The sequence below is a fragment of the Streptomyces halobius genome (genome assembly GCF_023277745.1).
Taxonomy (GTDB): domain Bacteria; phylum Actinomycetota; class Actinomycetes; order Streptomycetales; family Streptomycetaceae; genus Streptomyces; species Streptomyces halobius.
In genome coordinates this window covers 965,092-979,178 of sequence record NZ_CP086322.1, presented here as the reverse complement: position 1 = coordinate 979,178, position 14,087 = coordinate 965,092, and the positions used below count along the sequence as shown (strand labels likewise).

General features: G+C 66.1%; 16 protein-coding genes. All 16 read left to right on the top strand.

All coding sequences use genetic code 11. The annotated features are described in order from the left end of the window. Window positions 1–54: 54 nt before the first annotated feature. Window positions 55–3,228 carry a hypothetical protein gene (locus K9S39_RS04655; protein WP_248862077.1) on the top strand — a complete coding sequence of 1,058 codons (3,174 nt, stop codon included), beginning with the start codon at window positions 55–57 and terminating at the stop codon, window positions 3,226–3,228. A 179-nt stretch (window positions 3,229–3,407) separates the two neighbouring features. After that, a complete protein-coding gene (locus K9S39_RS04650; RefSeq protein ID WP_248862075.1) occupies window positions 3,408–3,779 on the top strand; it encodes a hypothetical protein in 372 nt (123 codons plus the stop codon). Window positions 3,780–3,862: 83 nt separating this feature from the next. Then, window positions 3,863–4,294 carry a hypothetical protein gene (locus K9S39_RS04645; protein WP_248862073.1) on the top strand — a complete coding sequence of 144 codons (432 nt, stop codon included), beginning with the start codon at window positions 3,863–3,865 and terminating at the stop codon, window positions 4,292–4,294. Then, window positions 4,294–4,608 carry a VRR-NUC domain-containing protein gene (locus tag K9S39_RS04640; RefSeq protein ID WP_248862071.1) on the top strand — a complete coding sequence of 105 codons (315 nt, stop codon included), beginning with the start codon at window positions 4,294–4,296 and terminating at the stop codon, window positions 4,606–4,608. Before K9S39_RS04645 ends, K9S39_RS04640 begins: the two co-directional genes overlap by 1 nt. Next, a complete protein-coding gene (locus tag K9S39_RS04635) occupies window positions 4,605–5,012 on the top strand; it encodes a dATP/dGTP diphosphohydrolase domain-containing protein (protein WP_248862070.1) in 408 nt (135 codons plus the stop codon). Before K9S39_RS04640 ends, K9S39_RS04635 begins: the two co-directional genes overlap by 4 nt. Beyond that, the gene (locus K9S39_RS04630) at window positions 5,012–5,899 is read left to right on the top strand and encodes a hypothetical protein (RefSeq protein WP_248862069.1); all 888 of its coding nucleotides are present in this window, start codon (window positions 5,012–5,014) and stop codon (window positions 5,897–5,899) included. The genes K9S39_RS04635 and K9S39_RS04630 overlap by 1 nt, the downstream gene beginning before the upstream one ends. Before the next feature lie 21 nt (window positions 5,900–5,920). Further along, window positions 5,921–7,786: a DEAD/DEAH box helicase gene (locus tag K9S39_RS04625; protein ID WP_248862067.1), complete on the top strand. Its 1,866-nt coding sequence runs from the start codon at window positions 5,921–5,923 to the stop codon at window positions 7,784–7,786. Between the two features lie 559 nt (window positions 7,787–8,345). After that, window positions 8,346–8,840, top strand: coding sequence for a hypothetical protein (locus tag K9S39_RS04620; protein ID WP_248862066.1), 495 nt, complete (start codon window positions 8,346–8,348; stop codon window positions 8,838–8,840). Window positions 8,841–9,520: 680 nt separating this feature from the next. Then, complete coding sequence (locus K9S39_RS04615; protein ID WP_248862064.1) at window positions 9,521–10,669, top strand: hypothetical protein; 1,149 nt, start codon at window positions 9,521–9,523, stop codon at window positions 10,667–10,669. A gap of 26 nt (window positions 10,670–10,695) precedes the next feature. Then, window positions 10,696–10,986, top strand: coding sequence for a hypothetical protein (locus K9S39_RS04610; protein ID WP_248862062.1), 291 nt, complete (start codon window positions 10,696–10,698; stop codon window positions 10,984–10,986). Window positions 10,987–11,021: 35 nt separating this feature from the next. Continuing rightward, a complete protein-coding gene (locus K9S39_RS04605; protein ID WP_248862060.1) occupies window positions 11,022–11,165 on the top strand; it encodes a hypothetical protein in 144 nt (47 codons plus the stop codon). A gap of 7 nt (window positions 11,166–11,172) precedes the next feature. Beyond that, window positions 11,173–11,643, top strand: coding sequence for a hypothetical protein (locus K9S39_RS04600; RefSeq protein ID WP_248862059.1), 471 nt, complete (start codon window positions 11,173–11,175; stop codon window positions 11,641–11,643). Between the two features lie 370 nt (window positions 11,644–12,013). Beyond that, complete coding sequence (locus K9S39_RS04595) at window positions 12,014–12,706, top strand: hypothetical protein (RefSeq protein WP_248862057.1); 693 nt, start codon at window positions 12,014–12,016, stop codon at window positions 12,704–12,706. Between the two features lie 100 nt (window positions 12,707–12,806). Then, the gene (locus tag K9S39_RS04590) at window positions 12,807–13,238 is read left to right on the top strand and encodes a hypothetical protein (RefSeq protein WP_248862056.1); all 432 of its coding nucleotides are present in this window, start codon (window positions 12,807–12,809) and stop codon (window positions 13,236–13,238) included. Between the two features lie 119 nt (window positions 13,239–13,357). Continuing rightward, window positions 13,358–13,561, top strand: a complete 204-nt coding sequence (locus K9S39_RS04585; protein ID WP_248862055.1) for a hypothetical protein — start codon at window positions 13,358–13,360, stop codon at window positions 13,559–13,561. 107 nt (window positions 13,562–13,668) lie between these two features. After that, window positions 13,669–14,019 (top strand): hypothetical protein, encoded by a 351-nt coding sequence (locus tag K9S39_RS04580; protein WP_248862054.1) that lies wholly within the window; start codon window positions 13,669–13,671, stop codon window positions 14,017–14,019. The last annotated feature ends 68 nt before the right edge of the window (window positions 14,020–14,087 follow it).

The window sequence follows — 14,087 nt, the reverse complement described above, 5'->3', positions numbered from 1 at the left end:
CTCCTCCCCAGACACCGGCCGTGATGGTCGGACCGACGAAAGGAGATCCCCATCATGACCACACAGCGAACACCAGTCACGGCCTCGAAGGCGCGCTTCACCTTCTACGACATCGAGTCGTTGCCGGACGTCTTCACTCTGTGCGCCTACACTCCGCGGCCCGGCAGAGCCGTCGACGACCTGGAGATCTTCTTCCTCGCCGACGACCAGCAGCTCTCCGACGCCGTGGACCCGCAGGCGCTCTATGAAGCCGTGGTGCGCTCCAACCCGGGCCTGCCCGCGGTGAGCGTCCAGCTGTGGAACCTGCGCGGCGAGCGGGGCAACCTCCGCCTCGCCGAGCTGATGGGCCTCTCGAACGCCGACCAGGTCAACGACCGCAGCGAGGTCTCGTCCTATCCGGCGAGCCTGCGCCCGGTCTGCGACACGGATCCCGAGTACGACCCGCTGAAGCACCCGTTCCTGGCCGGGTACAACTCGCTGAACTACGACATGACCATGCTCGCGCTGTACCTGATGGAGACCTTCCCGGCTCCGCACTCCGGTCGTCTTGTCCAGCCGACCACCGCGCGCGAGATGCGCGAGCACAACGACAAGCTGTTCAACGAGCACATCGCGTACATGCCCGGCTACCTCGGCTGGGACGGCCCGGCCGCCAAGATCCGCCGCGCCATGATGCACTCCGGCCGGCACCTGGACGTCGCCCGTCTCAACGAGCTGCAGACCAAGGTGAGCCTCAAGCGCCTGCTCGGGATGCTCGGCCGCCAGATCAAGGAGTCCGAAAAGCTCAGCCACGACACCTCGATCGCCTTGATCAAGGATCTCTACGAGCTGCTGGCCTACAACGTCTCCGACTGCCTGGGCCTGGCCCAGCTTTTCCAGCACCCGGCCTACGCCAGCAACTTCGACCTCAAGGCCGGCCTGCTGGCGCAGTACTCCGAGACTGTCTACGCCAAGAACGGCTCGGTGCGCCGGGACCGACTGACCATCGACTCGTCCTCGGCGAAGTTCGTCGGCCGCATCCTCGCGCCGTACACCTCGCTGAACGACATCGAGGCCGTGTCGTTCCTCTATCCGGCCAAGGAGGTGGCCGAGGAGCAGGGCATCTCCCAGGTCAACGTGCTCGACGAGTGCGTGCGCTTTTTCGAGGAGAACGTGGCCCCCGACCCTGCCAAGGACCCAGCTGCGACGCCGGCACAGGCGAAGGCGCACCGCCAGTTCATGCAGGTCGTCAACTACTACCGCTCGATCGAGGGGCAGAACTTCAACGACTCCGAGGAGTACCGCGACCTGTTCGACCTCCCGGCCAAGTCCTTGCGCGAGCTGCCGAAGACGCCGAACAACGTGCCCTACTTCCACCGTGACGCCTCCGCGTCGTCGTGCTTCGCCACGTTCAGCACAGGCGGTATCCACGGAGCCGAGGCAGACATGACGGTCTTCGACGCCGACTCCTTCGAGCACCGAGAACAGGCAGCCATGATTGGCCTCGCCAAGCTCTTCTACCCGGACGCGAAGGACTTCGTCGCCGAGGCCAAGCGCCAGCACAACCTGCTCGCGCTGCCCGACGGCACGGCCGTCGACAAGCGGCTCGTGCTGCTGGGCTCGGACCCGGAAAAGGTGAAGTACCGCAAGCCGAAGAAGGACGACCCGGACCAGGCCGAGCAGCTCGCGCGTGCGCAGGCCCAAGTGCCGGATCCGGCCCAGCTGCTGGACACTCAGCGCCCGGACACCGAGGCGATGCACGTGTGCCTGGCCGACGGGACCGTGCTCGACGGCAAGGTAGTCCTGGCCGTCACCTCGGCGGTCAAGGCCGTCTATCGCGATGAGGCGGCGAAGAAGGCCCCCATGCTGTTCACTGCGAAGGCCGACAAATCCACCAAGCTGCACCCGAAGTTCGCACGGACCTCGGCAGGCCTCGTCATCCACGAGGACTTCACGAGCTACTACCCGAACCTGCTGCGCAACATGAGGGCGTTCTACAATCCCGAGCTGGGCGAGGACCGCTACACGACGATCTTCTTCGAGAAGGAGCGCCTGGGCTTCGAGATGAAGAAGCCGTGGATCTCCGCCGAGGAGAAGGCCCGGCTCACGACCTTGCGCAACGGCACGAAGCTGATCCTCAACTCGGCCTCTGGAGCTGCTGACGCTGCGCACCGGACCCCGATCAGGATGAACAACCGCACCATCTCGATGCGGATCATCGGCCAGCTGTTCAGCTGGCGAATCGGGCAGGCCCAGACGCTGGCCGGCGCGCGGATCATCTCGACGAACACCGACGGCCTCTACTCCGTCGTCGGCGGCGAGAACGGCTTCGATGAGACCACCAACAACCGGGTGCTCGCCGAGCAGCAGGCCGCCATCGGCATCGACATCGAACCGGAGCTGATGTTCCTCATCAGCAAGGACTCGAACAACCGGCTCGAGCTGGAGTCGCCCAGTGAGGACCGGAGCGTCGCCGACAGCCCGATCATTACCGCCTCCGGCGGGACGCTGGCCTGCCACGCGGGTCCTACCCCGACGAAGTCGCTGGCCCACCCGGCCGTGATCGACTTCGCCCTGGCCCGCTACCTGCAGACCGTCGCCAACAGGGGAGAGGAGGCTCTCGCCGAGCCGTTCGATCCCGTGCTGGGCCGGAAGATGATCGAGGAGGCGATCGACCCGGCCGATCCCGTGCGGACGCTGCTGCTGTTCCAGAACGTCCTCGCCGCCTCGCGTGGATCAATCACCTACCCGTTCGCTGCCGACCCGGTCAGCGCCGGGCCCGACCGTGACGACAACGAGGACTCCGATGCGCAGCTGGTGAACCCGCGGGCCCTGCAGATGGTCAACCGGGTCTTCATCGTCCAAGACGGCACTGATGGTGCCGTGAGCCTGCACAACGCCGGCGCATGGAAGGTGAACCCGGCCAGCCAGAGCAAGCGGCGCGAGTCCGGCAGCGCCGGGGTGCGACGTGACCCGATCGCGCTGGAGATCCTGCGCCACCACGGGTGGGCGAAGAACCGCAGCGAGGCCAGCACCTCCGACGGCCTCACGCTGCTGCCCGATGACCAGGACGTCGTGATCCGCCGGATCAACGGCATCGACCCGCACTGGTCGGTGATCGTCGTCAACGACGACCTCCGCGCGCTGCCGGCCTCCCGAGTCGAGCAGCTCATCGGGGCGCTCGATCTCGACATCTACACCCGGATGCTCGACGAGACGTTCACCAAGAACTGGAGAAACGCCGCCTGATCAGCGCCTGCACCACCACCGGACCACAGGGTGCCGGGCCGTGTCGACACGACGCAGACCGGCACCGTGTGGCTTTCCATAGCCATTGGCGAATAGGGCCGCATAGGTCATTTACTCCTAGTCATGATTGAGATGAAAGACGAGTCTGACTTGTTGCGACAAGAGAGTTGAGAGGCGTCATGTCCCAGACCACACTTCCCGTCCGCACCGACGACCCCGTCACCTCCTGCGAGGCCGCCCTGAAGGCAGTGTTGGGCGCGTCCCGCGTCCGCCCCGTCGTCCTGGAGGCGCTCAGCGAGTCCGGCCCGCTCACTCACGACGAGTTCATCGCCGCGTACCACGCCCGCATCGTCATGACCCCGGACACACCTCGTGCTTCCGAATCCGGCATCCGCACCCGGCTCAAGGAGCCCGTCAACGCCGGCCTCGCCACCGAGGGCTCCCAAAAGGGCGTCTCCCGCTTCGGCGACACGGCCGAGCGGAGGGTTGCCGTCGAAGCCGACGATGCCGCCTTCGCCTGCCTCGAAGACGCTGACGAGGGCGAGCTGTGAGTTCCACCGGAGGAACCGGGAGCACAGGCCAGACGGTCCAGCCCGGCCAGCGCTGGCGGCGCAAAAGCGACAGGATCCTGACCATGGTCATCTACGTGGATTCGCCCTTGCGGTTCCGGCGCTCGGTCCAGCACCGGGCGCGGCGTCGAACGGTCACCGAGCTCGACTTGGTCCTGCGGAAGTACGAACTCGTGTCCGATGCCGTGCCGACCGACACCTCCGCCCAGGAAGACGACGCCCAGGCCCAGCAGGAGAAGAACACGACCCGCGAGGGCATCCTGGTCCGCCGGGGCCAGATCTGGGAGGACCTCGACACCCGGCAGAACCAGCGCCGCGTCGTCGTCGAGTTCGTCAAAAGCGGCAGGGCCCGAGTCCGGGCCCACTACGGCACGAGGCGCTCGACCATCAGCGTCTCTCGGATGCACAAGCACTCCACGGGCTTCCGCCTCGTCGAGCCCGGTGAGCTGAAGTACGGCGTGCCGACGGTCTCCTCGGACGAGACGGAACAGCGCTGATGGCTCGCACGCGCGAGAGCGCCATCGAGGACTACCTCCTCAGCCAGTGCCGGGAGCACGGCTTCCTGTGCCTGAAATTCGTCTCGCCAGCCCGCGGGGGAGTGCCCGACCGGATCGTCGTCGCCCCCCACGGCACCGTGTTCGTCGAGGTCAAACGCCCCGGCGGCCAGCTGCGGAAGCTGCAACAGCTCACGCACGCCAAGCTGCGCCGCCACGGGGCCGAGGTTCACGTCGTCGACAACAAGCCGAGCGTCGACGTCTTCATCGCGAACCTCCTCAAGACCTCATCCGACCAACAGAGAGCAGCACCATGACCCACAAATACATAGCCGCGGCCCAGCAACCGCAGTATGAGACCAAAGACTCCGGCCAGCGCGACGAGTTCTCCTCCGGGATGCTGCGCGAGCCCGACACCGGCCAGCCCCGGTTCGACGTGCTCGTCCCGGAGACCGTCCCCTTCGACGAGCAGCTGCTCACCCGCTGCGCTGCCCCCATGGAGGGAGGGGCGCAGAAATACAGCCCCCGTAACTGGGAGAAGGCCGACTCCGCCGCTGAGCTGGAGCGCATGAAGGCCAGCGCATTCCGCCACGTCATGCAGTGGCTCACTGGCGAGACCGACGAGGATCACGCTGCCGCCGTTGTGTTCAATCTCCTGGCTGTCGAGACGACCGCGTACCGGATCGAGCAGGGGGTCAAGAACGGCGAGCTGGGGTTCTGATGAGGAACCGCAGCACAAAGGCCAACGGGTTCAAGGCGCCGTCGCTCCGCCGGCTCACCCGGGCCGACCTCCCCACCTTCGACCAGGAAGCCAAGAGCCTCATCCTCGCGGCCATGGACATCGGCTGCGTTGGGCGGATCTCCTCCAAAGGCCACTGCATCATGCACAACAACACCGGGGGCACAGCCTCGGTGCCGCCCAACCTGACCTCGCAGAACCGCACGGCGCAGAACGCCAGGGCCGACATGCGCCGGCTCATGGCCGAGCACCATGCTGAAGTTCCATCGTCGGACTCCGTTCAGGAACCCAGACCGGCCCAAGAGGTCACGGTGGCCCAGGCGTTCATCCAGCACAGCACAGCCTTCACCGCCTGGTTTGACGCCCAAGAAGGCAGCCTTCCCGCGGATACGCCGCTGAAGGTGACCTTCGACGAGTTCGATCAGCCGCTATTCGAGGTCATACGCGCGACTGAAGCAGAGACCGAGGACGAATCCACGCCCCAGGCGCGGGAGTTCAGATACGAGGTCTGCCGGCGGCCCTTCAGCACTGCGGCTGCTCTGGGATCGCATCGGCGAGTCCACCGCGATCGTGCCGCGTCGGTCCCCGCAACCAGAACCGACTCCGACATCACTCCCGAGACTCTGCAGAAAGCGAAGCACGACATGCCAGCACCCATGCACCAGACAGCACCGGTTGGCGCAGCCGAGCAGCCTGACGACCCGGTGGCAGTGCTGCAACGCGTGCGAAAAGCCCTCGGACCCGACCCGCGCGTCACGCAGCTCGAAGCGAGGGTCGCCGAGCTGGAGACCGAGGTCGCGCAGCAAAAACAGAGAGCCGACGAGGCCCATGCCCGACTCGCCCTCATTCAAGAAGCATTCCATGCCTGACCACTCACTCGAAGAGAAGGGATGACCAGCGACATGACCACGGCTACTGCTCCGTCCCCGATCTCGCTGATGCCGCATCAGCAGCAGATCCACGACTTCCTCGTTGACCACCCCTTCGCCGGCGCGTGGCTCGGCGTCGGGGCCGGCAAGACGCTCACGACCCTCAGTGTCCTGCAGACGATCCGCCCGATGGGGCACATCCTCGTCATAGCGCCCGTGGCGATCGCCCGCTCCACCTGGATCGACGAGATCGAGAAGTGGGGCTTCCCCATCCGGACGAAGTCGCTGATCGTCGACGAGAACGACAGGAAGCTCTCCAAGGCCAAGCGCCTGAAGCGCTTCCAGGAGGTCGCCACCGATCCGCCGACGATGTACTTCATCAACCAGGAGCTGCTGACTCAGCCGTCCCAGGAGACGAAGCTGATCACGCCGGTACCGGGCGCAGTGCCTGCCCCGACCGTCTCACCGGAGGCGACGGCGATCCTGGGTCTGCTCCAGGCACGGGGGCCACTGGGCCGAGACGAGCTGATCGACGGGTACCGTGCTCTGGTCGCCGGCAACGCCAACAACCGGGTCCCCGCCAAGGACAAGATCCGCGCCTGGATTCAGGAGTTGCTCAAGTCGGCCCTGGTGACGTGGGAAGCCTATGACTGCCGAACCTGTTCCGGCGCAGGCTGCGCTCGATGCCGCTTCGGTCTGGTCGACCAGCTGCCGGTCCAGAACATCAACGGCCAGAACACCATCATCTGGCCCTTCCAGACGGTCATCATCGATGAGTCCCAGGGTTTCAAGTCGCACGACTCGCAGCGCTTCCTGGCCCTGGCGACGGTGCGGCCGGCCATGAACCGACTCATCGAGCTGACGGGAACGCCCAGCCCTAACGGTCTCCACGACTTGTGGAGCCAGGTCTACCTGCTCGACCAGGGCCAGACGCTGGGTCAGAACATCACCGCGTACCGCAACCGCTGGTTCACGCCGAAGATGGTGCCCGGCACCACGACGCCGGCGAAGTGGATTCCCACGGCGAACGCCGAGGCTGAGATCCATCAGGCCATCTCGCACCTGGTGATGAGCGCGCAGAACACGAGCCTGCAGCTCCCGGCGCTCAGCATCCAGGACGTCAATGTCACGCTCCCGCCGGACCTGCTCCAGGCCTACAAGGACTTCAAGCGCGACCTGGTCCTGGACATCGTGCAGACCTACACCGACGACGGGAAGCTGACGCAGAGCGTCGAATCGATCGTTGCCGCGAACCAGGCGGTGCTGACGAGCGAGCTGATGCAGTTCGCCTCGGGCACGCTCTACACCGCGGATCCTGACGACCCGACCACGAAGGGCCGGTACGAGGTCATCCACGACAAGAAGATCGAGATGACCGAGTACCTGGTGCGGAACAACGGCGGCGAACCCGTCCTCATCGCCTATCACTTCAAGTCCGACAAGGAGCAGCTGCTCACACGGCTCCGGAAGGCCGGCATCGACGCGCAGGCCTTCGACGGCTCGCGCGACATGGTTCGCCGGTGGAATGCCAAGCAGATCCCGGTGATGCTGCTCCACCCTGCCGCCGCGGGGCACGGCCTGAACCTGCAGCACGGCGGCTCGACGATGATCTGGTACACGCTGCCCTTCTCGCTCGAGCACTACCTGCAGACCAACGGCCGACTCTTCCGCACGGGCCAGACGAAGCCGGTGACCGTCCATCGGCTCATCGCCAAGGGCACACAGGACGAGCGGATGCCCTCGGTGCTCGCTGGCAAGCAGCAGGTCCAGGACGACCTCATCGAGGCCGTATCCGGGGACTTCAACGCCGAGCAGGTGCTTCTCGCCGCCCTGGAGGAAGAGATCCGCGAGGACCTCAACGACCTCTGGGCTTCCGAGCGGGTCTAACCCACACCCATCCGACGACGGCCCGGTTGTGATCCCACAGCCGGGCCGTCGCTGCGGCGACCGCTCACCGAACACGCGTGATCGAGAAGAGGACTCCCTCATGAAGAAGATCCTCGGGGGTCTGGGTCGGCATAGCCGACCCGGGTGCGGGATCGACACCGGAACAGGCCGGGTGTTCGTGCATCGGCCTGTTCCTCGTTGATACGTCGGCGTCTCGTCATGGGCATCCCCGGGTTCCGGTGGTGTCCCTGAGGAGACGTTTTGCTGCCACCGGCCGGACGCGACCACGACGCTGATCGCCGAAGCCCCGAGCAAGACACCGATGAGACCCGTCAATGCGCCAGCCGGGACACGCATCGGCCTCCAACCAGACCCCTGACGGCCTCTCACGAGCGCGCCCTGACGACGGGTCTGGTCATGGATACGAAGGAACCGAGCGCCTCCATCCTCTGCGTCAAGTGCAGTGCCTTCCTCTACGTCATGCGGGGGAGGCCAATCGGGGCGGGACGGCCCTGTCCCGGTTCCCCGAGCAGGACCCGATCTTCAAGGACCAGAAGTGATGAAGCACAAGACCACAGAGATCGTCGACGCCACGATCCAGATGTACGCCGACCTCCAGGAGATTGCCGGACTCATCTCGCGCGTGCTCGCGAAGTTCCCCGCGGAGACGGTGCCTCAGGTACTCAGGCCGTTCCTCGGCTCGCCGAGAGTCGCGTTCGCGCGACCGTCCATGACGGGCGACGGCAAGATCATGCTCCAGCTTGACCGCAGGACGCAGCCCTACGTGATGGCCTGGATCCCCGGCGAGTGGCTGAGGATGCAGGAGTCTCAACTCACCGCCGCCGTACGCGAGATGTACTGGAGCGAAAAAGCGCACCGCGCCGAGCCGGTGCTGCCGGGGGGTGTGGCCGCTGGACTGGCGGTGTGGGGAGTGCCGGGAACTGGCAGCGCGGGGCATCGAGGACTTCCCCGCCCTTCCTTCGGGCGACAGCGACAGCAGGACACAGCAGGACCACGACAACGACACGGATGGACACACGGACATGGCGGGTAAGCGGCGAATCACGGTGAAGCGGATCACGGGGTTTCTGTGGCACGCGACCACGCGCGGGCAGGTGTATACGATCGTGCAGGAGGACGGCCGCGAGTGGCCGTGGATCGTGGTCTCCCCCGACGGTGAGCGCATCGCCCACCCGTCCGTGATCAACAACGAGCCGTTTACCGACGACATCCGCGACATTGTCAGGGCGCACGCCGACGACAAGCCCGTTCCCGGTCTCCCCGCCGACTCCGAGCGGGCCGTCGATGCCGTCACTACCCCCGAGGAGGCAGCCGGCGAAAGCGCCGAGGGCAGCGACGCGGACGAGGCCGCCGACGTCCCCGCCTCCGGCGACGCCTACAACACGCCGACCCCCGCGCGGGCGGTCGCGCTGGACGTCCACGAGACCAAGTGGGTAGCCGAGTGCGACCGGCACGGCCCCGTTTCCATGGCCCTCAACAAGTACGGCGACCCGGTGGCCGACGTCTCCGCCGCGTACGTGTACACCTCCCGCGATGAGGCCGACGACGCCGCCCGCCTCCACCTGGACCGGCACGCCGCACAGGACGCCGACACCATGACCCCCGACGACATCGACGCCGCCCAGTCGCTGAACTTCAGCCGGGACCAGTGGCGCGCCCTCGGATGGATGCGTGAGGGCAAGGTGCGCGAGACCGCCGACGGGTTCACCGCCTTTGACGTCTCCCCCCGACAAGGCCGACGTTTCCGCGAAGATCAACAAGCAGCGGGTACCGGGCCTGTGGCTGGCCGGGTTCGTGAAGGTGTACGCCGTCGCCCCCGGCGTGCGCGCGTTCGGTCTCACCGATGAGGGTGAGGCCGCGTTCCGCCTGTGGTCTCAGGCCGTGCGCATCGGCGCCGTGACCGAGCCGGAGAAGGACACCAAGCACACGGCCGTGAAGGACGGCCCCTATCGTTGGCTTTCCGCCGGGGACACCTGGCCCGGTGAGGTCAAGGCCGCTCAGGCCGCCGCCGATGCGGAGGCCAAGGCGGAGGCGGAGGCGGCAGCGCTGCGCAAGGCCGAGGAAGAGCGTGCGGCACTGGAGGCCGCGACGCCCACTGATGACGAACTCGCCGTGATCGACGCGTTGGGGCGTGAGGGTCTGGACGAGAACGCGGCGGCGGTGCTGTCGGCCGCGTACATCGGGCACGTCATTACCCGGTACCGGCCCGGCGCTACCTCGGTCCGCCTCGATGAGGGCTCGAACGACGAAGAGCGGCACGTGTCGCGTACGTACAACGTCAACAGCGTTGAGAAGCCGATCACGACCGAGGCGGACGACACGCTGTCGGCGATCCCCGCCAACCTCACCGACGCCACGGCCGACACCTGGCACGCGCTGTGCACGTCGGTGGATGAGCGGTACGGGGTGTACCGGCTCGACCTTCAGGCCGCCATGGACGCAGGCAGGGCCGCGCTCGCCGTGCTCGCCGCCGATGAGGAGTCGGAGGCGCAGGAGTCGCCGGAGCTGTGGGCGTCGCGTGAGTTCGTACAGACCGCCGAGCCGGGCACGGATGCCGAGGTTATCGAGTGGGCCGGGGCGGGTCTGCTGTGGCAGCGCGGTGACGGGTTCGGGCACGCGGGCCGTAGGGTGCCCGCTGCCCGTGTGGCGCCGCTGATCGAGGCGGGGACGCTGTACCGGTCCGCCGACGGATGGGTCTACCCCGTCAAGGACGCGAAGGCCGAGACGGCCGCGCCGGTCATGGTGGGCGGGTGCTGCTCGTGCGGTGCGGCCGTCGAGTTTTCCCGGGGCGAAAGCCGCCCCGCCTGCACCCACAACGGGGAGCAGCGGGGTAATGGGGCGTGGTCGCCGGGTACGTCGTGACGAAGCTGGACGGGTTCGGAACCTGCATGACGGACGTTCACACCCTGGAAGACGTCGCCCTGTGGGAGACCTGTAACACCGTGGGCCGGTGTGCGTTCTGCGTGGTCGCTGACCTGGGGTGCAGGACAGGTGATCTTCCCGGCTACTTCGACGGGCCGCGCACCATAGGGGCCGCCCAGGCCGAGAACGACGAGGCAGCCGAGGAGCAGGCCGAGGCGGCCGGCGAATCTGGCGCGGGCAGCGACGCCGACGAGGTCATAGCGGAGGTAGGCGACGAGGCGGCGGCGGACATCGTCATTCGCCGCAGCCGCGCCTAGGGAAGCAGCGTTGGAGGTGACACCCACCCGGCGGCGTGCGGGAGATCTTGGAGCGGAAGCAGTACGGGCGCCGGAGCGGTATGGGCTTCGACTCGACCCCGCTACTGAACGGCCACCAGATGTCGACGGTCGACCCGAACGACGGCCTGCAGATGCTCCGCAATCGGGTCACGTTCTAGGAGCGGCATGGAACTCATCAACCACCACCAGATACTTGACTGCGGACACAAGCCGGACGAGCTGTTCTCCTTCCAGGGGCCGGGTGTCTTCACCGACCCGGAGAACGGGGAGAGCTGCTGCCGACGGTGCAGCGACAACCGGCATTACGACCGTGTGCGTAGGCGGCACACGGAGATCGAGGCGAAGGCGGCGGCCGAGGGTTGGGTGTACGAGTACATCAACACGTCGTTTGACGTCTCCCTTCGCCGAAGTGAACTGGTCGCGTGCCGGGCGTATTGGCGCCGCCAGGACGATGCTGCTCGCGGCATCTATCAGCCCGCGCACATGTACAACTCCGCCTTCAAGCGGCTGAAGGACGTCGTACCGAACTCGCCGGTGACGGGGTTCGCGCTCCTCTTCGAGGACGGCGACCGCGACCCGCTCTGTTACGACAAGGTCTGCGTGGCGACACGTGAACCGGCCGAGATCGACAGGTAGGCCCTTAGGCCCGCTCTGGTTCTTCATGCTCCAGCGGTACGAGCCGCCGGCCGCGGGGAGGCCGGTCTCGTGGACCGACACCTCCGATCGGTACGTAGAACTCAAGTCGCGCCGTGACGGCACGTAATCCGATCCGGTTGCTGAGCACTGCGTACGCCATACGCCGGCGCGCATGCGAAGCGATCAGCCCAAGTTCCGTGTGCTGGTCAAGGAATTCCATGGTCGCGCGTTCCGTGAGGCATTCGTGGTGCACATCGACGGCACCCGCACACCAATCGACGTCTGAGCTAACGGCAGTCCAGTGCGCAGCAGAAATGCCGCGCCCTGGACTGCCGACTGTCAGCCGTAATTTCGTTTTCTGGGAGGTCATATGAACCACTACAAGCGGCCCGAGAAGCACTATGTGCAGCCCGGTGACACCGTCGTCGTTAAGCTCGGTGCGTCGGAATGCATGATGAGTATGGGCCTGGACAGAAAGCTCATGCCGGTCCGCATTCTGGAGAACGGGTTCGGGCAGCTTCTCTCGCCCGAGTCCGGCCACGAGCACTCCATGCCGAACCCGCTGAGCTGGATGAGCTTCTACAGCGACGACACCGGCTCCTACTCGTACGACATCCACGAGATCGGTGTGGGCCGCACCGTGACGCATACGACCGGCCGCTTCTACGTCTACGTGGACGGCAAGCAGCTCTACGGCGTCCAGTCCCTGCGGTTCGAAGAGATGCGCGACGAGGCCCGCGCGATGCACGGTCGGGACATTGCGAGCGCCGAGGTCCGGTTCGTGGAGAACAGCAGCTTCCTGCCTCCCTGGTGGTCCCGTTCGGTCGTCGTTCCGCTGGACGTCGAGATTCACGAGAAGTTCTCCGCGTGGGCTGGAACCAGCCTCAACAGCCCGACGCTGCAACGGGACTTCAAGGATCTGAAGACCGAGAAGATCGCGCGGAACCGGGCGCGTAAGTACGCGGCCGAGTATGGCAACGGGCGAGCGGTCCGTGACACGTACATCTCGCTGCCGACCCACCCCAACCTGTTCGCCGGCCGACAGCATCTTGAGGAGATCTGAACATGAAGATCGAAACGGCGACCGATTTCCTGCGGGCAATCAAGCCGGGGCAGCGGGTGTCGCTGTTTGACCCGCGCGCCGTGAATCATCGGGGGAAGTGGTGCGCGGAGTACGTGCTGCACGAGAGCAGCCGAATCTCCCCTACAACCCCATCTGCACGAACCGGAACCACTTCCGGATCTACATGCAGGTCTGGGAGCACACCGGGTTCGTCTCCAACCTGTGCGCCTGTGAGCTGGCCGAGGGCCGCAAGCGGCTCGCGGTGTGGGAGATGCCGGCCGACGCCAAGCACTCCATGTCGGCGACCGGGTTCGACAACGGGAAGCACTACGAGGACCGCCGGACGTGGCAGTCCACGGTGTGCGGCGTGCTGCTGGAGACGACCGGCGGCGTGAAGCTGTGGGAGCAGGGCCACAGCTCTTACATCACGGTCCACTCGTTGGACCGGCTCACCTGCCCCGGCTGCTTAATGCGCGAGGGCAGGCCGCCGCAGGAGATCGACGGCGTGACCGTCTTCGGGGTGACCGGATGAGCCCGAGCCAGCGCCGCAAGCCATCTGGTGCTCATGAGGATGCAAAGGAGGTACACGAGTGATCCTCCTCATGGGTCGCGGACCACGACGGAAATCTCATCATCGAGTCGTCCCGGAAATTGCCCGACGACACACCTCGCAAGGAACTCGACACCGAGGTCTATCGGGAGTTGGACGACAAGCAGAACGGCTGGGCCGCTTCCTTCCTTGTTGACAGCCACCGGGCCGCCTGTCAGACGGCGTACGAGACCTACGTGCGCGAGCCCGGAGACGACAGCCCGAAGCTGATCGACAATGTGGAATACATGACGGTCGACACCTAAAAGCGGGCCCGGCCGGTGTAGGCACCGGATGCGTACTCCCCTGCGCATTCGCGGGTTCAATTCCCGCACTGGGTACTTACTCAATCCAATTCGTCGAGAGGAAAGCTATGCCTGAAATTCAGACCGAACAGCTCGGCCTCGAAACCGGAACGTACGTGCTGCCGTGCGGCTGCAAGATCTATGTCTACTTCCCCGGCGGCTACATCCACTTCGACAGCAACTGGGTCACCACGAAGTGCCCGGAGCTGAGCGACTTGTGGGTGGCGTACTGGAAGAGCTGCCGCAAAGGCCAGAACTGGACTTCCCTGAACAACTACCTCGCGTGCCTGCGGCACGTCGGCACGTGGGAGGGACGCATCGCCAAGAACGAGGCCGAGCGCGACCGCTTTCCGACCTCGGCCGACAGCAACGACTACCCCGAGAAGACAAAGGAGGAGCGGCAGAGTGTCACAGCCTGAGAAATGCACGACGGCGTGGTGCACATCCCGCGCCACGCACCTGCTGGACCAGGAGGACCCGTACCCGC

Coding starts and splice junctions, on each gene's coding strand:
- K9S39_RS04655 (WP_248862077.1), top strand. CDS start 55: ATGACCACACAGCGAACACCAGTCACGGCCTCGAAGGCGCGCTTCACC.
- K9S39_RS04650 (WP_248862075.1), top strand. CDS start 3,408: ATGTCCCAGACCACACTTCCCGTCCGCACCGACGACCCCGTCACCTCC.
- K9S39_RS04645 (WP_248862073.1), top strand. CDS start 3,863: ATGGTCATCTACGTGGATTCGCCCTTGCGGTTCCGGCGCTCGGTCCAG.
- K9S39_RS04640 (WP_248862071.1), top strand. CDS start 4,294: ATGGCTCGCACGCGCGAGAGCGCCATCGAGGACTACCTCCTCAGCCAG.
- K9S39_RS04635 (WP_248862070.1), top strand. CDS start 4,605: ATGACCCACAAATACATAGCCGCGGCCCAGCAACCGCAGTATGAGACC.
- K9S39_RS04630 (WP_248862069.1), top strand. CDS start 5,012: ATGAGGAACCGCAGCACAAAGGCCAACGGGTTCAAGGCGCCGTCGCTC.
- K9S39_RS04625 (WP_248862067.1), top strand. CDS start 5,921: ATGACCAGCGACATGACCACGGCTACTGCTCCGTCCCCGATCTCGCTG.
- K9S39_RS04620 (WP_248862066.1), top strand. CDS start 8,346: ATGAAGCACAAGACCACAGAGATCGTCGACGCCACGATCCAGATGTAC.
- K9S39_RS04610 (WP_248862062.1), top strand. CDS start 10,696: ATGACGGACGTTCACACCCTGGAAGACGTCGCCCTGTGGGAGACCTGT.
- K9S39_RS04600 (WP_248862059.1), top strand. CDS start 11,173: ATGGAACTCATCAACCACCACCAGATACTTGACTGCGGACACAAGCCG.
- K9S39_RS04595 (WP_248862057.1), top strand. CDS start 12,014: ATGAACCACTACAAGCGGCCCGAGAAGCACTATGTGCAGCCCGGTGAC.
- K9S39_RS04580 (WP_248862054.1), top strand. CDS start 13,669: ATGCCTGAAATTCAGACCGAACAGCTCGGCCTCGAAACCGGAACGTAC.